This is a genomic window from Pseudomonas sp. 58 R 12, from assembly GCF_900005865.1.
Lineage (GTDB): Bacteria > Pseudomonadota > Gammaproteobacteria > Pseudomonadales > Pseudomonadaceae > Aquipseudomonas > Aquipseudomonas tritici.
This window is the reverse complement of record NZ_CVTP01000017.1, coordinates 429260-447523: the sequence shown is the minus strand read 5'-3', so window position 1 is coordinate 447523 and position 18264 is coordinate 429260. Positions and strand designations below refer to the sequence as shown.

17 protein-coding genes are annotated in these 18264 nt (G+C 58.3%); 11 read left to right on the top strand and 6 right to left on the bottom strand.

Features of this window, described 5'->3' with window-relative positions; translation table 11 throughout:
- Nucleotides 1-37 precede the first annotated feature (37 nt).
- The gene (locus BFP95_RS14970; RefSeq protein WP_175405967.1) at nt 38-1201 is read left to right on the top strand and encodes a ribonucleotide-diphosphate reductase subunit beta; all 1164 of its coding nucleotides are present in this window, start codon (nt 38-40) and stop codon (nt 1199-1201) included.
- A 302-nt stretch (nt 1202-1503) separates the two neighbouring features.
- Entirely contained in the window at nt 1504-2151 is a 648-nt protein-coding gene (locus tag BFP95_RS14965; protein ID WP_065875417.1) for an HAD-IB family hydrolase, read from the top strand.
- Nucleotides 2152-2300: 149 nt separating this feature from the next.
- Here the strand turns inward: BFP95_RS14965 and BFP95_RS14960 are convergent, their stop codons facing one another.
- Together BFP95_RS14960 and BFP95_RS14955 are read right to left on the bottom strand one after the other, a co-directional pair.
- Nucleotides 2301-3845 (bottom strand): Fic family protein, encoded by a 1545-nt coding sequence (locus BFP95_RS14960; protein WP_065875416.1) that lies wholly within the window; start codon nt 3843-3845, stop codon nt 2301-2303.
- Between the two features lie 270 nt (nt 3846-4115).
- Nucleotides 4116-5075, bottom strand: coding sequence for a LysR family transcriptional regulator (locus BFP95_RS14955; RefSeq protein WP_065875415.1), 960 nt, complete (start codon nt 5073-5075; stop codon nt 4116-4118).
- Nucleotides 5076-5268: 193 nt separating this feature from the next.
- Here BFP95_RS14955 and argH point away from each other — a divergent pair, with 193 nt between their 5' ends.
- The 7 genes from argH (at nt 5269) to BFP95_RS29010 (ending at nt 12136) form a co-directional block, all read left to right on the top strand.
- A complete protein-coding gene (gene argH / locus BFP95_RS14950) occupies nt 5269-6696 on the top strand; it encodes an argininosuccinate lyase (RefSeq protein ID WP_065875414.1) in 1428 nt (475 codons plus the stop codon).
- A gap of 118 nt (nt 6697-6814) precedes the next feature.
- Nucleotides 6815-7693 carry an amino acid ABC transporter permease gene (locus BFP95_RS14945; protein ID WP_025859372.1) on the top strand — a complete coding sequence of 293 codons (879 nt, stop codon included), beginning with the start codon at nt 6815-6817 and terminating at the stop codon, nt 7691-7693.
- A 24-nt stretch (nt 7694-7717) separates the two neighbouring features.
- Nucleotides 7718-8482 (top strand): amino acid ABC transporter ATP-binding protein, encoded by a 765-nt coding sequence (locus BFP95_RS14940; protein WP_065875413.1) that lies wholly within the window; start codon nt 7718-7720, stop codon nt 8480-8482.
- Between the two features lie 25 nt (nt 8483-8507).
- The gene (locus BFP95_RS14935) at nt 8508-9329 is read left to right on the top strand and encodes an ABC transporter substrate-binding protein (protein ID WP_065875412.1); all 822 of its coding nucleotides are present in this window, start codon (nt 8508-8510) and stop codon (nt 9327-9329) included.
- Between the two features lie 101 nt (nt 9330-9430).
- The gene (locus tag BFP95_RS14930; RefSeq protein ID WP_065875411.1) at nt 9431-10621 is read left to right on the top strand and encodes an MFS transporter; all 1191 of its coding nucleotides are present in this window, start codon (nt 9431-9433) and stop codon (nt 10619-10621) included.
- A gap of 89 nt (nt 10622-10710) precedes the next feature.
- Nucleotides 10711-11661, top strand: coding sequence for a hypothetical protein (locus tag BFP95_RS14925; protein WP_065910376.1), 951 nt, complete (start codon nt 10711-10713; stop codon nt 11659-11661).
- Between the two features lie 94 nt (nt 11662-11755).
- Nucleotides 11756-12136, top strand: a complete 381-nt coding sequence (locus BFP95_RS29010; RefSeq protein WP_083207121.1) for a helix-turn-helix domain-containing protein — start codon at nt 11756-11758, stop codon at nt 12134-12136.
- Here BFP95_RS29010 and BFP95_RS14920 read toward each other — a convergent pair.
- From BFP95_RS14920 to BFP95_RS14905, 4 genes are all read right to left on the bottom strand, one after another.
- The gene (locus tag BFP95_RS14920; protein WP_065910371.1) at nt 12066-12623 is read right to left on the bottom strand and encodes an AAA family ATPase; all 558 of its coding nucleotides are present in this window, start codon (nt 12621-12623) and stop codon (nt 12066-12068) included. The two genes, BFP95_RS29010 and BFP95_RS14920, sit on opposite strands and share 71 nt — an antisense overlap.
- A 97-nt stretch (nt 12624-12720) precedes the next feature.
- Nucleotides 12721-14223: an amidase family protein gene (locus BFP95_RS14915; RefSeq protein ID WP_065910369.1), complete on the bottom strand. Its 1503-nt coding sequence runs from the start codon at nt 14221-14223 to the stop codon at nt 12721-12723.
- A 110-nt stretch (nt 14224-14333) separates the two neighbouring features.
- Complete coding sequence (locus BFP95_RS14910) at nt 14334-14915, bottom strand: hypothetical protein (RefSeq protein WP_256534212.1); 582 nt, start codon at nt 14913-14915, stop codon at nt 14334-14336.
- 273 nt (nt 14916-15188) lie between these two features.
- Entirely contained in the window at nt 15189-16238 is a 1050-nt protein-coding gene (locus BFP95_RS14905) for an MBL fold metallo-hydrolase (RefSeq protein ID WP_065875406.1), read from the bottom strand.
- 122 nt (nt 16239-16360) lie between these two features.
- Between BFP95_RS14905 and BFP95_RS14900 the strand changes: the two genes are divergently transcribed.
- Complete coding sequence (locus BFP95_RS14900; protein ID WP_065875405.1) at nt 16361-16987, top strand: TetR/AcrR family transcriptional regulator; 627 nt, start codon at nt 16361-16363, stop codon at nt 16985-16987.
- Nucleotides 16988-17180: 193 nt separating this feature from the next.
- Nucleotides 17181-18239: a diguanylate cyclase gene (locus BFP95_RS14895; protein ID WP_065889877.1), complete on the top strand. Its 1059-nt coding sequence runs from the start codon at nt 17181-17183 to the stop codon at nt 18237-18239.
- Nucleotides 18240-18264: the final 25 nt, after the last annotated feature.

Sequence of the window (18264 nt, the reverse complement as noted above, 5' to 3'; positions counted from 1 at the left end):
CAAAGGCGCCAACGCCGGCCACGCCACCGAAGCCAACATGGACCGCCTCGACGGTGCCGGCGCTGCCGCCGCCCTTGAAGCCCGCGCCGTCACCGCCAGTGACTCCGCCGCCATCGTCCGCGCCAAGGCCGCCCTGGACAAACTCGACGTCGCCGAAGGCCTCGCCGAACTCGAAGGCGCCTCCGCCCGCGTCGCCGTTGACGAAAAGCGCATGATCAACTGCCGCGCCGACCTCAACCAACTCGTGCCCTTCAAGTACGACTGGGCCTGGCAGAAGTACCTCGACGGCTGCGCCAACCACTGGATGCCGCAAGAGGTCAACATGACCGCCGACATCGCTGTGTGGAAAGACCCCGAAGGCCTGACCGACGACGAACGCCGCATCGTCATGCGCAACTTGGGCTTCTTCTCCACCGCCGACTCCCTGGTTGCCAACAACCTGGTCCTGGCCGTGTACCGCCTGATCACCAACCCGGAGTGCCGCCAGTACATCCTGCGCCAGGCCTTCGAAGAAGCGATTCACACCCACGCCTACCAGTACTGCATCGAATCGCTGGCCATGGATGAAGGCGAGATCTTCAACATGTACCACGAGATTCCATCGGTCGCCAAAAAGGCTGCCTGGGGCCTGAAGTACACCCGTTCGATCTCCGATCCGAAGTTCGAAACCGGCACTGTCGAGACTGATAAAGAACTGCTGCGTAACCTGGTCGCCTACTACTGCGTGCTGGAAGGCATCTTCTTTTACTGCGGCTTCACCCAGATCCTGTCCATGGGCCGTCGCAACAAAATGACCGGCGTCGCCGAGCAGTTCCAGTACATCCTGCGCGACGAGTCGATGCACCTGAACTTCGGTATCGATGTGATCAACCAGATCAAAATCGAAAACCCGCATTTGTGGGATGCCGAGATGAAGGAAGAAGCGACCCAGATGATCCTGCAAGGGACTCAGCTGGAGATCGAATACGCGCGCGATACCATGCCGCGCGGCGTGCTGGGCATGAATGCGGCGATGATGGAGGATTACCTCAAGTTCATCGCTAACCGTCGCCTGTCGCAGATTGGTTTGAAAGAAGAGTATCCGGGCACCACCAACCCGTTCCCGTGGATGAGCGAGATCATGGACTTGAAGAAAGAGAAGAACTTCTTCGAAACCCGTGTGATCGAGTACCAAACAGGCGGCGCGCTGAGCTGGGATTAACTCCTAAGCCAAGCAACATCAAGGAGCCCTGACTTGTTCAGGGCTTTTTTATGCGCGTTGATTTGCCATTTCTTGAAGCACATCGCGCTGATCACCTCGCCGAGAAGGGTTCGGATCGTACAAGCAATGCTGTAGCCTTGCATCCCAATTGCCATCAGTGTTGCACCGATAAAGTATCGGTAGCCTTCATCGACGGGCTCTACAAAAGTCCAAAGATTGGCACGGGAGTAATCTCCCGCTGTCACACCTGACACGCACCTAAAAATACTAGATAGGACCGAGGCCAACCCGTGAACCCAGACATGCTCGAAGCCGGCCCCGCTGACGCCAAAGTACTCTCCGTCTTTGACTTCGACGGCACGCTCACCCACCACGACAGTTTCGTGCCGTTCCTCAAGTTCGCCTTTGGCACCGGTGAGTTTTATGGCCGGATGGTCAAGCTGGCGGTGCCAGGTCTGCGCTTTTTGTTGCAGCAGATCAGCCGGGATGAGTTGAAGGCGCAGTTGATCCGCACCTTTATGACCGGGGTGGAGAAGGCGTGGGTGCAGCAGAAGGCCGAGGAGTATTGCCAGCGCAATTGGGCGCGGTTGATGCGCCCGGCCGGCGTGCTGTCGGTGGAGCAGGAGTTAGGTTCGGGCGCGGTGGTGACGCTGTGCTCGGCGTCGCCGACGTTGGTGTTGCAGCCGTTTGCCGATCGTCTTGGGATCAAGTTGATCGGGACTGAGCTTGAGGTGGTGGATGGGGTGCTGACCGGTAAGCTCACCGGGAATAACTGCCGGTGTGAGAACAAGGTGTTGCGGCTTGAGGCGGTGTATGGGGACCTGGGGGAGTATCGGCTGCGGGCCTGGGGCGATACGCGTGGGGATCGGGAGTTGCTGGCGGCGGCGCAGGATGCGCATTTTCGGCATTTTCATGCGAAGAAGAAAAGGCGGGCTCGGTTGCAGCGGTGATGCGGGGGGTTGGGTTGGCGGGGGGATCGAGGTGATCCCATCGCACCATGGCTGGGGTTCGACAGCTCCCACCGTTTGATCGGTGTCAGACTGGGTAACGCACTAGCATGGGGTGCCCGGGGTTGAGTGGCCGCATAGGCCCATCCCGATCACTCGTTAACGCTACCCGATTCTTGTTCTTCAAATGCGGATCGCACCGCTTCCACTACCCGTTCGGCTAAGTGAGCAACTTCCAACTGCGGATAAGCTTTTTTCAATTTCCCCGATATCTGCCAGCCATTTTCCTTTAGCGAGCGAATGACGCGGTTTGCGTCCTGATCCGGCATTTCCAGCACTTCTTTGAGCTGCTCCTGAGCGCGCTGAAAAATGACCAATACACGCGCTTCATCAGCCATTTCTGTCCGGACGGTATGCGCCACAACCTGTGCCGTATACAGGACATGCTCAGTCAAATCGGGATAGCGCCACGCGAATTGCGCATCTTCATAGTCATCAAAGACCAGGTTGCTGCGGGTGCCGTCCTCGTAGACGACGAGTTCGCCAAACCGATAAGACGCGGCGTAGCGTTGCATGAATGGTCGCGAAAACACCTCCAGCGTGCGATCGTAACGTGCCCGAAAATCAATCGAACTTGTGATCGTGGCTGATACCGGCAGGATCACGCCATCAGGCACCGCATTATCACGGATCAACGTATCGTTGATAAGAAAGCGATGGATCCGACCATTGCCGTCCCGCATGGGGTGGATATACACGAAGGCGAAAGCGATTACAGCTGCCCGGGCCAGCGACTCAGAACCTCGTGTTGCCAGCTCGAATGCTTTCAAGCCATTGAGCAGTTGCGTCAGCACCTCAAATTGCGGCGCAATGTAGTGCACGATGTCCTCGCGCATGGTCGCCTGCCCCACAAAGATCGGCGAGCGCCGCAAGCCCAGCCCGAGAGCCTCGCCTCCCAAAATACCGGCTTGCAACGTGTGCAGGCTTTCGTTGCTCAACGGATCCTCGATATGGCCACAGTATTTGGCGATCACGTGGGCAAACCGCTGGATCCTGTCGGCTTTGTCTGCCTCTCTCTCGATCAAGAAGCTGGCACGCGACTCCTTGAACGTCAGCCAACTTGCCGTGCGCATCAGGATATCGGCGCCAAAGGTCTGGTTCAGTTCTCGCAGTGCTGCACCCAGATCAAACTGCAGCGCGTCTTGTACAGCTTCGGTACGGCGGATCAGAGGGGAGAACGCTGGCACGCCGGGAAGATTATCGTTGATGCGCCAGCGTCGTATCCTCAGAGGCTCAACGCGGGTCAGGTAATGCTGCGATGAAACAGCATCGACATAGCCGCCATTGGTTACGTCTGGCACATCAAGCTGCCGTCCGGTTACCCATTCGTACAGGAATCCGGTGCGGCGGGCATATTGACCAAAGGGCGTTTGCCGGCACCAGGCTTCAACGGGTTCGGGGCCGGCGGCAGCAAATAGGCGAGCGAAGAATTCGAGGTGAATTTCTTCGTACTTGAGCCCGAACTCGAAATGCCCTGCAAAGTCGTCCGAGGGTTGGTAGCTGAGGGGGTACTTACGCTCGACATGTCCATTGCTCTCGTGGCTCATACGGGTCGTACCGATTACCGATTCGACGCGTAGTGGCTGTGCAAGCGCGATACGGTAGCGGTCAGCGAGTGCCTTGAAGCCTACCTGCATGGTCGAATCCCCTAACGAACGCTAAAAAACGATAACTATTAGGGAATGGTAGGCGAAAACGATAATTTTGTGAGTACGAAAATGCTAATGCGCTATTAAATTTGCTAACAATTCAGCTATTTCATTTGAAAACGATAACGACCTAAAAGAAAGCGATCCGAGTTTAGGGTCCGTCAGGAGACCGAGGCGATCCCTTCGCAGCCTCGCTGGGGCTCGACAGCTCCCACAGTTGATCTCTGTCGCTCGGAGGGACGGTGTTTGGCTTGAGTGTTATGTCGTGGCTTTGAGGTCCACACCCAGCGCCGTTGCAAAGGCTTTTACCATCGGGCTGCGCGGGGCGTTGTGGCGCAGGATGAGGTTGAAGGCGGTGCTCAGGTGAACTTGCTCCGGACACAGTGCGCGCAGGCGCCCTTCCCTTACCAATGGCGAGGCGTAGTGTTCGGGCAGGAAGCCGAGGAAGCGGCCGGTGAGGATCAGGATGGCGACGGCTTCGACTTGTGAGGCCGAGGCGGACTGGCTGTCGTAATTGACGAAGGTGGCCTTGTCGCGGTGGATCGCATACCGGTGGTTCACCACTTCGTATTGGCGCAGCACGTCGGGCGTGATGTCGCTCGCGCTGAAGAGTGGATGTCCTACAGCGCAGTAGACGTGGGCTTTTTCTTCGTACAGCGGGAAGTAGTCAAATTCCTCTCGGCGTTGGTACACCGGCACGATGCCGACGATCAAGCGGCCTTCCACCACGCCACGTTCAACTTCGTCCAATTGCGAGGCATGTAGGCGCAATCTAATTTTTGGTGATTCGCTATGTAATTTCCCCAACGCGGTAATTAGCGGGGAATTAACGTCGGACACGGTGTTATCAATAACCCCCACACTAAGGTCGCCAATGAGTTCGTTTTGCGCCGAACTAAGCTTGTCGCGAAAACTGTCCACCGAGGTAAATAACTCGATGGACGCCTGATACACCAACTTGCCTTCTTCGGTCAGGCCGAACCCTTCCCTCCCCCGTGTACACAGGCGCATGCCGATGCGGATTTCCAGGTCGGAGATTTGTTTGCTGATAGCCGCGAGCCCCACGTTCAGCTCGTTTTGCGCGGCGCTAAAGCCGCCGGCTTCGACCACGGCCATAAATACCCGCAGCAATTTGAAGTCCAGCCCGCTCAGCTGCAGGGGCGGTCGTGTGCCGGGTTTTGGCGGTAGGTTTCCAGAAGTGGAAAGTGGAGTTTCCATAATACGCGTTGACCTCAAGTGCCATATTCAACAGGCTTCAACCCAGTCCTTGAACATAGCCAGGCGGCGATAATGAACATAAACAACCGCCCTTGGCAACCTTGAATACGGCGCGTCAGACGCTGATTCAGTCTAGTTGAAAACTTATTTTTACTGCCTCCGACTCTTCTAAAAACAAGCGTGAGGAATACCCATGTCCCAGCCCACCGACCGCCTTTGGGGCGCTCGTTTCAAGACCGGTCCGTCTGCTGCATTGGCCGCGTTGTCGCGTTGCCCTGAGCGCTATTTTCGCCTGACGCCCTACGACCTGGCCGGCTCCCGTGCCCATGCCCGTGAGTTGCAGCGCGCCGGTTTGCTGGATGAGTCGGAGACCTTGCGTACCCTCGAAGCCCTGGAGGGGATCGGCGCTGACTTCGCCGCCAGCCGCCTGCATCCGACCCTGGATGACGAGGACGTGCACACCTTCATCGAACGCGTATTGACCGAGCGCCTCGGCGTCTTGGGCGGCAAGCTGCGCGCCGGGCGTTCACGCAATGATCAGACCGCGAATGACCTGCGGCTTTTCCTACGCGACCACGCGCGCACCATCACCACTGAGGTGTTGGGTCTGCAAAAGGCGTTGGTGGAACAGGCCGAGCAGCATGTGGAGAGCATCTGCCCAGGCTTTACCCATTTGCAGCAGGCGCAGCCGATTGTGTTTGCCCACCACTTGCTGGCTCATGCGCAGTCGATGCTGCGGGATGTGCAACGTTTGGTGGATTGGGATGCGCGTGCAGCGCTGTCACCGTTGGGTGCGGCAGCCATGGCCGGTTCGGCGATTGCGCGCCAGCCGGAGCATTCGGCCAAGGAAATGGGCTACACCGGGCCGTGCGAAAACTCGATTGACGCGGTAGCCAGTCGCGACCATGTGGCGGAGTTTCTGTTTGTGGCGGGCATGCTCGGGGTGAATATTTCGCGGCTGTCGGAGGAGTTTTGCCTGTGGTCGTCGCGCCAGTTTCGCTGGGTGGTGTTGGACGATGCCTACGCCACCGGCAGCTCGATCATGCCGCAGAAGAAGAACCCGGATATTGCCGAATTGGCGCGGGGCAAGGCTGGGCGCTTGATCGGCAACTTGACCGGGTTGATGTCGACGCTCAAGTCGTTGCCGCTGTCGTACAACCGCGATTTGAGTGAAGACAAGCACAGTGTGTTGGACAGCGTGGACACCTTGCTGCTGGTACTGCCGGCGATGGCCGGGATGGTTGCGACCATGAAGGTGCAGGTGGAAGAGCTGCGGCGTCAGGCGCCGATGGGCTTCACCTTGGCGACGGAGGTGGCGGATTGGTTGGCCACCCGTGGTGTGCCGTTTAAAGAAGCCCATGAGATTACCGGCGCGCTGGTGCAGGCCTGTGAGAAGCATGAGATTGAGTTGTGGGAAGCCTCGCCGGCGATGTTGGCGGAGGTGGATGCTCGGTTGCTGCCTGAAGTGCGGGACTGCTTGACCCTGGAGGCGGCGATTGCGGCGCGCAGTGGGTGGGGTGGGACGGCGCCGGAGCGGGTCAGGGAGCAGATTGGGCGGTTGAAGGTGGCGTTGGCTGAGCAGCAGCGATGGGCTGAGAGTTATCAGGGGTTTCGGATGTAAGCCTGGGAGATTTGTAGTGTTTGGGCTGGCGCTTTTGCAGGCAAGCCAGCTCCCACATTGGATCGGGTTTTAACTGTTGGATCGAGTAGAGCGGTAATCGCTTTTTTGGAGAATCACCATGAACCAAACCCCGGCCGAGCGCTTGGAAATAGAGCGCAAGTTGTCCGAGAACCAGTTCGATATCACGCAGTACGAACACGTGCCGCGTCGCTATTACGGGCGGATGTTTTTTGCCACGTTGATCGTGATCGTATTGGCCGCGCTGTTGCGTGCATTCGCCAACGGCCAGATCGAATGGTCCTACATCGGTCAGTTCCTCACGTCTGAGGCCATCCTCTGGGGCCTGGTGAACACCATCGTCATGTCGATCCTGGCGATGGCGCTGGGCGTGGTGATCGGGGTGATCACGGCGATCATGCGCATGTCGGCCAACCCGATCCTGCGGTATGTGGCCATCACCTACACCTGGCTGTTCCGTGGCACGCCGTTGATTCTGCAGTTGCTGCTGTGGTTCAACCTGGCGCTGATTTTCCCGGTGATCGCGATTCCCGGCCTGTTCAGCATCGACACCGTCGACCTGATGACACCGTTCGTGGCCGCCCTGCTCGGCTTGAGCATCAACCAGGGCGCCTACACCGCCGAGGTGGTGCGCGCCGGCTTGCTGTCGGTCGACACCGGCCAGTACGAAGCCGCCAAGTCCATCGGCATGCCGAGCCTGCAAGCGCTGCGTAGGATCATTCTGCCGCAGGCCATGCGGGTGATCATTCCGCCTGTAGGCAACGAGTTCATCAGCATGGTGAAAATGACCAGCCTGGCCAGCGTGATCCAGTACTCGGAGCTGCTGCACAACGCGCAAAACATCTACTACGCCAACGCGCGAGTCATGGAGCTGCTGATTGTGGCCGGCATCTGGTACCTGGCGGTGGTGACTGTTCTTTCATTTGGTCAAAGCCGCCTCGAGCGTCGTTTTGCCCGCGGCGCCGGCAAGCGTTCGTAAGTCTGGGTTGAGGAGATTTGCCCCATGAGAAGCATCGTAAAGGCCGTCAACCTGAACAAGTATTACGACGAATATCACGCGCTGCGCGACATCAATATCGAGGTCGAGCAAGGCGAAGTCATGTGCATCATCGGCCCGTCGGGTTCGGGTAAAAGCACGCTGCTGCGTTGCGTCAACCAGTTGGAAAAAATCGACAAGGGTGGCCTGTGGGTCGACGGCGAGCTGGTGGGTTACCGGGTGGTCGGCAACAAGCTGCACGAGATGAATGAATCGCAGATCGCCCGCCAGCGCTTGGCCACCGGGATGGTGTTCCAGCGCTTCAATTTGTTCCCGCACATGACCGTGCTGCAGAACATCATCGAAGGCCCGTGCCAGGTGCTCAAGCGCTCGCCCAAGGAAGCCATTGAGGATGCGTTGGAGTTGCTCGCTCGCGTGGGCCTGGCGGACAAACGAAATGCCTACCCGGTGGAATTATCCGGTGGGCAACAGCAGCGCGTGGCGATTGCCCGAGCGCTGGCGATGCGCCCCAAATTGATGTTGTTCGACGAACCCACGTCAGCCCTTGACCCGGAGCTGGTAGGAGAAGTGCTGTCGGTGATGCGCGATTTGGCCACCACCGGCATGACCATGATCGTGGTCACCCATGAGTTGGGCTTCGCCCGCGAAGTGTCCAACCGCATGGTGTTTATGGATGCCGGCCAGATTGTGGAAGCCGGCAGCCCCGAAGAAATTCTAATAAGCCCACAAAACCCGCGTACCCAAAGCTTCATTTCTGCCGTTCGCACTTAACTAGAAAACTAACGAGAACGCCCCCATGAAAAAATTGTTTATCCCAACGTTGCTCGCAGGCCTGATGGCTTCCACCTGTGTATTGGCGGCATTGCCGGCGGCAATCAAGGACAAGGGTGAGATCAGCGCGGCCATCGTGCCGAATTATCCACCGATGGATTTCAAGGACCCCGCCACCAATAAGCTCACTGGTTTCGACTTCGACTTGGGCAATGCCCTCGCCGAACGCCTGGGCGTGAAGATCAAATGGCAGGAAACCGGCTTCGAGCAAATGCTCAGCGGCCTGACCACCAAGCGCGTGGACATCGTGCTGTCGGGCATGACCGACACCGCCGAACGCCAGAAGTCGGTGACCTTTATCGACTACTTCACCAGTGGCCCGCAGCTGTACACCCTGGCCAAGCGTGAAGAGATCAAGGAATTGACTGACCTGTGCGGTAAAAAAGTCGGCACCAGCCGTCGTACCACCTGGCCGTCGGAAATTGCCGCGTGGAGCAAGGAAAACTGCGAAGCAGCGGGTAAGCCAGCGATCGTGGTGATTGGTACTGAGGGCTCGGCGGATGCGCGGGCGCAGTTGCAGCAGAACCGCCTGGATGCGGCGATGCAGGGCAGCGAGACGATTCCTTATTTGATGTCGTTGGACAAGGGCAAGTACAAGCCGGTGGGCCTGGCGATTTCCAAGCAGTTTACGGGGCTCGGGATTGAGAAGAGCAACACCGAGTTGGTCACGGCGATCAGTGAAGCGTTGCAGGGCATGATTGATGATGGGACCTACGGCAAGATCCTGAAGAAGTGGGATCTGGAGCAAGGTGCAGTGGAAAAAATCTCCATCAATGCCGGCCAGTAAAATGATCTGAATGTGGGCGCTGGCTTGCCTGCTCCCACATTGATCTGTGTCCACATTTGATGTGTGGTGCATTGGCACAATAAAAAGGACGCTCGCCCACCGTGGTCACCTACTCCCTGGTAATCCGCCGCCTGCTGATCTGCTCGGTGACCATCGTGGTCAGCCGTGCCATGACCAGCCCGCTGCTGGCCTTGCTGCTCAGCACGCGCCTGGGCCTTAACCAGCAGGACATCGGCTTGCTGATGGGCATCGCCGTATTCATCGCGACACTGTTGGGCCTGTACGGCGGCTACATCATCGACCGCCTGGAAAAGCGCAAGCTGCTGATCCTGGCCATGCTGTCCAGCTCCATCGGTTTTCTGTTGCTGACCTTTGCCAGCAACCTCTACCTCACCACCTTGACCCTGGTGATCACCGAAGCGGCGTCGGCGCTATTCCTGATTGGCTCCAAAGCCATCATCAGCGAAAACCTGCCGGTGGGTGATCGCGCCAAGGTGTTTTCCCTGCGCTACACGCTGACCAACGTCGGCTATGCCACTGGCCCGATGGTCGGCGTGGTGATTGCCGGCCATATGCAGTTGGCGCCGTTTCTGATCGCCAGCGCCATCGCGTTTGGTAGCGTATTCCTGATGATAGGCATTCCACCCACCCAACGGGATGACAGCCACAAACCCTTGAGTTTCCTCAGCACCTTGCGCACGTTGCGCAGCGACCGCACGCTGATCCTGTTCACCAGCGGCAGCCTGCTGAGCACCATTGTCCACGGGCGCTACACCCTGTATCTGTCGCAGTTTTTGCTGGTGGCCTACAAGCCCGCCGAGGCGCTGAAGATTCTGTCTGCGGTGCTGGCCTGCAACGCCGTCACCGTGATCTTGATGCAGTACCAGATCGGGCGGTTTCTCAAGCGTGAGCAACTGCGTTACTGGATCGTGCTCGGCACCTTGCTGTTCATTGTCGGGCTGATCGGGTTCAGCCTGGCCGACAGCCTGCTCACCTGGTGCCTGGCGATGTTCGTATTCACCTTGGGCGAGATGATCATCTACCCCTCGGAGTTCCTGTTTATCGACACCATCGCTCCCGATGCCCTGCGCGGCAGTTACTACGGTGCGCAGAACCTGGCGGCGTTTGGCGGAGCGATGAGCCCGGTGATTTGTGGTTATCTATTGATCAATGCGGCGCCCGCCAGCATGTTCTATGCCCTTGGTGCACTCACAGCAATCGGTGGCACCTTGTGCTTCATGAGTGGGCGACGCGTGGCTGAGAACCCGCCGCCCCCAACACTACACATCTAATGTGGGAGGCGCTCGCTCCCACATTTTTGATCTCCATAGGGCTGATATTTGCGTAGTATCGCGCTACTCATCTCACGGACCCGAGCCCCATGAAATTCGACACGGCCTACTGCCTGAGTCTCGACGACAAGCTATCGATCTACGACGTACGAGACCTGAATTTCGACGAAACCGCTGATTTCGACTCAGACAAGGACAGTTTCCTGTGCCCCAATGATGCCTGCCGCGCAGCGTTTGATAAGGGCGGCAATACGCTGAGCACTTTCAACGCGAAGAACGTTAACTACCAGCGCACGCCGCATTTCAAGAACAAAACCAGCACCCGGCATATCGACGGCTGCCGCTACGCCAGCACGCACAAAACCGCGACGGATGAAGGTGACGACGAGCGCGAGGAAAATTTCCCATCGGAATTTGTGCTTACACGGCGTCAGTACGAGCGCAAGGCGCCACTGACCGGCGCGGAAGGAAGCAGCCCTCAAAATGCAGCGAAAACACCTTCAATTCGTGTATCCACATCCCACAGCACCAACGACAGCACCCCAGACAAAACCAGCGTCTTCGCCCACCCAGTGGAATGCTATGTGTCCAACATCGACGACAAGGACAAGCTCAAGAGCATGCCGTTGAAGATCGGCGAGCACACGGCAAGCTACTGGACGTTTTTCAAGAAGATCGAATACCTGCAAGACAACAAGGGCTTGATCTACTGGGGCAAGATCAAGGCGATCAAGGACTACACCAGCAGCTTTCGCATCGACTTCGAAAAGAAGGTGTGGCTCGATAAAAAGCCCTACTCAGTCAACGTGTACCTGAACAAAAAGCTTATCGATAACTACCGCATGCGCACGGCGTTCCTGGAGCAGATCAAGGCTGCGGTGGACAGCGAGCGGGCGTTGTATTGCTTCTTCTACGGGGTGACCCCGGAGCTGAAACAGGTGCCGAGCAAGAAAAACCCCGAGCAGACATTTGGGGTGTTCAGCGCGAATATCGAGAACCTGGATCACTTGATCATTCGTGAGGCGCCGGGGGTGGATTAGTGGGTGAGTACAAATCCAGTTGATGAGCGGTCAAAACAACTGTACAAAAACACAGTATAGTTTGTCCTCCCCCGTCGAACCCTGGAGAAACCCCATGTCCTCTCTGGCAATGAGCTCTTTCGTAGAACAGCAGATCGTCCTGCATCAATTCACCGCCAAACACAGCGTACAGGCACGCGCGATGCTGGGCTGGAGCCGGGAAGACCTGGCCCGCCTGGCAGGTGTGTCGGCGGAGGCGATTCAACAGTTTGAAAGCCAGCGAGATGTGGGTGATGAAACCCGTCTGGCATTGGCATTTCGGTTGGAGGCCGAGGGGTTGGTATTTTTCCCGGGGTTTGCGCCGGGGTGGGGGATGAGTGTGCGCCGGTTTGACACGACCTCAACCGAGCCCACGCCCCAAGGCATCATCTCCCGCTTGCTCGGCACACCGACGGCATCAATTGACTCACCAACCCCTCAACCGAATGGTGCGTAGAGTCCAGCCGCGTCACCGGGCAGGTCAGCGCCTTTAGCCAGGTTTCATGCCGGCGCAAGCTACGCAGGCTGTGGTTACCGCCATCATAGCGGGCGGCCCAGGCCAGGAACGCGACGCTGTTTTCATGGCGGCTACCACCTGGCAGGATCGCATCGCCGTAGCGTTGCACTTCCCGCAGGCGCAGACGGTGCAGGCGTGATTGCGAGTCGAGACGCAGGAATACTACGTGGGTGAAGTGCGGGATCATGGGGTCGCCCCAGCCGCACAGTGAGCCGGACAGCACCCAGCCTTCAAGATCGGCGGCTTGTTCCTGCAGCAAGCGGATGCGTTCATCTTTGGGTCGCGCGACGGTGAAAGGGTCTGGCGTCTGCTGCCAGTAGAAGTTGTCCGAATCGAAATAGGCAACGTTCAAGCGTTCGGCCAAGGCCTTGCCCAGCGTCGTGGTACCGGCGCCCGCTGCACCGAGGATGTGAATTCTGTAGGCCATGGCGGCCCTCCATGGCACTGAGTGTAGACGCCGGGAACCTCAGGACTGCGGTTGCAGTACCCGACGCCCCATTTGCGATGTGAAATTATGAGCCCGGTCAAAGCCCAGGTTTGATTGCCGCCTGGGCTGCCTGCTCATACCCATGGGCCACTGCCAACAACGTGGGCTCGGACCAGCGGGTACCAAAAAAGTAGGCACTGGTCGGTAGCCCGTCCTCGTTCGCCCCGGAAGGTACGGCGATCCCTGGGTAGCCGGCCGCTGCGACACCGAAGTAACTGTTGGTCTCGAAATCCGAGACCATGGCGTCGAGTTTTTCCGACGTGATCGGGTCGTCCACTGTGCTGCGAAAATCCTGGATCAATTCGTCCCACAGTGGCTTGCGCTGCTCCGGTGTCAGGGTTGAAGCGCTGATTTCCTTGAGCACCGGTTGATGATCCACGTCGGTGCCATCGCGCTCGTTGTTGAACTTGATCAACTCGGTCAACGACTTGACTGGTAACCCCGAACGCTTGGCCAGGTAACCGTTCAGTTCCTCCTTTACATCCGAAAGCAGTAACTCGTCGTAGCGTGAGGCATCCGCCAAGCGCATGTTGACCGGCACCAATACCGCATCCTGCTCGCGAAGCACCTCAAGTGTCCGGCCAAATTGCACGCTATTCACCACTGGCAGGGTTTCGCCATTTGCGGAGAACGTCGCGGGATATCCAATACGCTTGCCTTTCAAGGCGCCCGGAACCAGTAGTTCGGTGTAATCAATACCTTGGGGCGCTCCTACACTCGCTGGGTCTTGAGGATCGCTGCCGGACATGGCATTGAGCATCAGCGCTACGTCGAACACCGAGCGAGCCATCGGGCCCGGTGTGTCCTGGCGCTGGCTCGCGGGGATAATCCCATTGCGATCCAGCAGGCCGACGCTGGGCTTGAGCCCGACAACACCATTGAACGCTGCCGGCACAATGATCGAACCATTGGTTTCAGCCCCCACCGCCAAGGGTGCCAGGCCAGCGGCGACTGCGGCGGCGGAACCGGCGCTGGAACCGCCGACGTCCGCACCGGGCTGGTGAGGGTTGCGGGTTTGCCCACCCCGGCTACTCCAGCCATCGGGGCCACCTCGAAACCCAGCCAGTTCGGTCATATTGGTTTTACCCAGGATTACCGCGCCCTGCTGAATCAGGTGATCAACCAACGGCGCGTTCTTGCCGGCCGTTGCGCCGACCAGTCCATACGCACCTGCACTGGTTTGCATGCCTGAGGTTTCAATGGTGTCCTTGAGCAAAACAGGAATGCCATGCAGCGGCCCGCGCACGTTGCCGCTGGCTCGCTCACGATCCAACTCGCGTGCGGCCTCAAGTGCTTCAGGGTTGAGTTCAATGACGGAGCTCAGTTGCGGGTCCACCTTGCGAATCCGTTCCTGCAGGTAAGTGACCAGATTGGCCGATGTGAGCCCGTCCGACCGGGCCATTTGCGTGCCTAGCTCTTTGACACTGAGGTATTCGGTACCTGGAGGAACTGCCTTTGACGCGACGGGAGCGTAGTCGCCAGCGAAGGACTGCACGAGTTGCCGAACGATGGAGCCCATACCATATGCGATACCTAACATAAGACCTCTTAGGGGGTAAGAAATGACGAAGGACCCAGATTGATCCGTGCCCCAGTCTAAAAACCCATCCCCCGTTCAGCAGCGCGACGCAGGTCATTTACAACGTAGGATTATTCAACGCTGTGGGTAGCCACGCCTGCATCCATCAGATCCCGGACGCTCCGATACCCCTGTACCAGGCTTTTCAGCGAATCCCTCGACCATTGCGCACCGTAGAACCATAGCGTCGCACCATCCCCCAGTGGTTCGCCAAGCACCGGATACCCACTCCTGCAAGCGCTATGGAAAGCGGCGCTGCGGCTGTCGGACACCAACGCGTCCAGTTGATATTCATGCACAAGCTCATCGATTTCATTGCGCGAGTACTGCGGGCCATTGCCTTGGTGTGCAAGCACCGGTACCGGCTGAGCCCCCGCCCGTGACAGGATGTCCAGCGCTCTCAGGAAGGATGAGTTGTGCTCAATGAGCTCGTGTTCATGGCCGCCGCCGAACCGCTCGGCAAACCCCACGCGCCTGCCGCTCAACGCTTGGGCTGGCGTAAAGGGGCTGTTGTTTTGGACGAGGGGCACTTGCACCATCACCGGCCCAGAAGGATCGACACCACTCAAGGCAATCAGTGACAGCGACGGGTCGCGCAGGGGTTTAAGGGGAAGTCCTGGGGCGTCATACCCCGGGACCGGAACGCTGCTCACAGGCTGATCATGAGCGCGGGGATCGATGCCAAAATTGATGCCTCTGAGGCTCGCATGATCCTTGGACGTAATTGCCTGACCTGACCGTTCAGTGAACACAGGTGCGGGGTGGTCTGTCGGACACGGCATACCCGCTGGCCAATATTTCCCACACTTACTCTCCATAAGATCTGCCCCCCGAAAAATGACTTTCCGGGAATCATCGCACCCTTGACCGGCGTCTGTCGCAGCTCTGAAACAGCTTGAAAACTCCTTTTTCCGATACCTCTTTCGTCAGCTGGCGAGGTGTTCCTGTGCGCCTTGGGTTTCCACCTCCAACCACCATGCATACCCACGCTCGGGTTGATTCAAGCTGAATGCCTGCCCCATCGGCGGCGTGGTAATCGAAACGCTGCGCTCCCACGCCAGGGCCATGATGCGGTCAAACGGTTCGTGCCACGCATGAAACGCCAGGTCGAAGGTGCCGTTGTGAATCGGCAGCAGCCAGCGGCCTTTGAGGTCGATGTGCGCTTGCAGGGTTTGCTCCGGCTGCATGTGCACATGGGGCCAATCGACGTTGTAAGCACCTGTTTCCATCAACGTCAGGTCAAACGGGCCGTACTGTTCGCCGATGCGTTTAAAGCCATCGAAGTAACCGGTATCACCGCTGAAAAAGATCCGCCGCGCGCCATCGATCATCACCCAGGAACACCACAGGGTCTGGTTGGCATCAAACAGGCCGCGCCCGGAAAAATGCTGCGCAGGCGTGGCGACAAATCGAATGCCATCCACCTCAGTGCCTTGCCACCAATCCAACTGATGCACTTTGCTCGCCTCCACGCCCCACTTCACCAGGGTGTCGCCCACGCCCAGGGGCGCAAGAAAATAGCGGGTTTTGTCAGCCAATTGGACGACAGCCTTGCGGTCAAGATGGTCGTAGTGGTTGTGGGAAAGAATTACCGCTTCCAACGGCGGTAATTCCTCAAGACTGATGGGCGGTTGATGGAAACGCTTGGGGCCGGCCCAACTGAATGGGGACGCGCGCTCGGCGAACACCGGGTCGGTCACCCAGAATTTACCGCGCATTTTCAGCAATACAGTCGAATGCCCGAGGCGGAACACGCTGTGATCCGGGGCCGCCAGTAACTGCTCGCGGGTCAGCGGTTGCACCGGGATCTGCCCCACCGGTCGCGTGCTGCGCGGCTTGTTGAACAGCATGTTCCAGAAAATGCGCAAGGTCTTGCCGAAGCCACCGTGCTGCACAGGGGCATCGTTGCTGAAGTGGCCCTGGTCCTGCCTGGGGGTTGCTGGCGAAGAATCGACACGGGACGAGATCGTGGCCATTACCGGGTGACTCCTACGGGTCGCTATAAATTACACTGCACAGTGTAGTTTCAAGATTGCAACAAAATCCGGAGCAAGTAAACTACCGAGTGTAATTTTCCCTGAAGAGCCGAGCGCTGCCCATGACTGCCCCTCAACGCCTCACCGACCGCAAACGCGAAGCCATCGTGGCAGCGGCCATCGCCGAGTTTCGCGAGAACGGTTTCGAGGTCACCAGCATGGACAAGATCGCCGCCACCGCCGGCGTTTCCAAGCGCACGGTGTATAACCACTTCCCCAGCAAGGAAGAGTTGTTCGCCGAAATACTCCATCAACTCTGGGCCAGCAGCGTCGCACAACTCGACGTCAGCTACGCCAGCGATCGCCCGCTGCGTGAACAACTGCGTGGGTTGCTGGAAGCGAAGATGAAGATGATGTCGGACGCCAATTTCCTCGACCTGGCCCGGGTCGCGATCGCCGCCACCATCCACTCCCCGGAGCGCGCACAAGACATGGTCAACCGCCTGAGCACGCGTGAAGAAGGCTTCACCCAGTGGGTACGCGCCGCTCAAGAGGACGGCCGACTCAACTGCAGCGACCCGGCATTTGCCGCGCACCAGATCCAGAGCCTGCTCAAAGCCTTCGCATTCTGGCCGCAGATCACGTTGGGCCTGCCGGTACTCGACGCGGCCAATCAGGCCAGCGTTATCGAGTCAGCCATTGACCTGTTTCTGGCTGGGTACGCAGTCCCCCCTTCAAGTCATCAGTAAGAAACCATTGCTTGAGCGACATTCCTGGTCGTTTTTGACGTATTCGCACGCTGTCCTGCACAAATGGCTTGGAAGGACACTGATTATTCACACGCGAATCACTGACAATATTCACCATTATTATCCGATCAACGGTTCTACCCGCTGACGCACATCGCTGCACCCGCAGAAAAAAGAACTGCCCCAGGAATTTATGGAAAACAGACGAGGCAAAGGGCTTTCATTTGCCAGGCGTATCTACAAGCCAAGGATTATCGGCCTGGGTATCGGCTGCATCAGTGTCGCAGGCGCCCTTTATCCGCTGGCGATGCCGGGCTGGGTATGGGCATTCCTGCTGTTCAACGGTTTTGCCTGGGCGCATCTGGCATACCAACTCTCGACTCGTGCGCAATTCCCCTATCAGGCCGAGCAGCGCAATCTGCTGTACGACTCGTTGTGGGGTGGATTCTGGGCCACGGCCACGCAGTTCACGCCCCTCACAACCGTGACGATCCTTTCAATGATGACCATGAACAACGTGGCTGCGGGCGGCAAGCGTCTGTTCCTGCGCGGGTTGTTGGCGCAAGCCGCCGGTATCGGCGTCGCAGGTGCGCTGTTCGGCTTCACGTTCAACCCCAATGTCAGCCTCACTCAGGTTTACACCTGCCTGCCGATGCTGACGCTCTACCCCATGGCCATCGGGATGGTCTGCTACCAACTGGCGATCAAACTGTCCGAACATAAACGTGCGCTCAGCGCCCTCAGCCGCACCGACAGCCTCACCGGCCTGCTTAACCACGGTTCATGGAAAGACCTGCTGCACCTCAAGTTCCACAAGTGCCAGCAGCAACAAAGCCACGCCACGATTGCCTTGATCGATATCGATCACTTCAAACAGATCAACGACACCCACGGCCACATCGTCGGTGATGCCGTACTGCGCCAATTGAGCCTGGAACTGCGGCGCAACCTGCGTGAAAACGACTTGGCCGGGCGTTACGGTGGCGATGAGTTCTGTGTGATTCTTCCGCAAGTACCGTTGGAAGAAGCGGCGCAGGTGATGGAACGCATGCGCGAAACCTTCTGCAACTATCGCAACCCGCAGATCCCAGAGCTGCGTGTCAGCCTGAGCATCGGCCTGGCAGATTTCCACCCCTACTTCACCGATGCCGCGATGTGGCTGAATGCGGCGGATCGGGCGCTGTACGCCGCCAAGGACACCGGGCGCAACCGGGTCAATGTCAGCGAAGAAGTGATCGCCCACTCCGCCTGAAGTTGTCCTACGACTCTTCGTCTGA

Excerpts from the sequence above, each read along its gene's own strand:
- BFP95_RS14970 (WP_175405967.1), top strand. The coding sequence starts at position 38 with ATGGACCGCCTCGACGGTGCCGGCGCTGCCGCCGCCCTTGAAGCCCGC.
- BFP95_RS14965 (WP_065875417.1), top strand. The coding sequence starts at position 1,504 with ATGCTCGAAGCCGGCCCCGCTGACGCCAAAGTACTCTCCGTCTTTGAC.
- BFP95_RS14960 (WP_065875416.1), bottom strand. The coding sequence starts at position 3,845 with ATGCAGGTAGGCTTCAAGGCACTCGCTGACCGCTACCGTATCGCGCTT.
- BFP95_RS14955 (WP_065875415.1), bottom strand. The coding sequence starts at position 5,075 with ATGGAAACTCCACTTTCCACTTCTGGAAACCTACCGCCAAAACCCGGC.
- argH (WP_065875414.1), top strand. The coding sequence starts at position 5,269 with ATGTCCCAGCCCACCGACCGCCTTTGGGGCGCTCGTTTCAAGACCGGT.
- BFP95_RS14945 (WP_025859372.1), top strand. The coding sequence starts at position 6,815 with ATGAACCAAACCCCGGCCGAGCGCTTGGAAATAGAGCGCAAGTTGTCC.
- BFP95_RS14940 (WP_065875413.1), top strand. The coding sequence starts at position 7,718 with ATGAGAAGCATCGTAAAGGCCGTCAACCTGAACAAGTATTACGACGAA.
- BFP95_RS14935 (WP_065875412.1), top strand. The coding sequence starts at position 8,508 with ATGAAAAAATTGTTTATCCCAACGTTGCTCGCAGGCCTGATGGCTTCC.
- BFP95_RS14925 (WP_065910376.1), top strand. The coding sequence starts at position 10,711 with ATGAAATTCGACACGGCCTACTGCCTGAGTCTCGACGACAAGCTATCG.
- BFP95_RS29010 (WP_083207121.1), top strand. The coding sequence starts at position 11,756 with ATGTCCTCTCTGGCAATGAGCTCTTTCGTAGAACAGCAGATCGTCCTG.
- BFP95_RS14920 (WP_065910371.1), bottom strand. The coding sequence starts at position 12,623 with ATGGCCTACAGAATTCACATCCTCGGTGCAGCGGGCGCCGGTACCACG.
- BFP95_RS14915 (WP_065910369.1), bottom strand. The coding sequence starts at position 14,223 with ATGTTAGGTATCGCATATGGTATGGGCTCCATCGTTCGGCAACTCGTG.
- BFP95_RS14905 (WP_065875406.1), bottom strand. The coding sequence starts at position 16,238 with ATGGCCACGATCTCGTCCCGTGTCGATTCTTCGCCAGCAACCCCCAGG.
- BFP95_RS14900 (WP_065875405.1), top strand. The coding sequence starts at position 16,361 with ATGACTGCCCCTCAACGCCTCACCGACCGCAAACGCGAAGCCATCGTG.
- BFP95_RS14895 (WP_065889877.1), top strand. The coding sequence starts at position 17,181 with ATGGAAAACAGACGAGGCAAAGGGCTTTCATTTGCCAGGCGTATCTAC.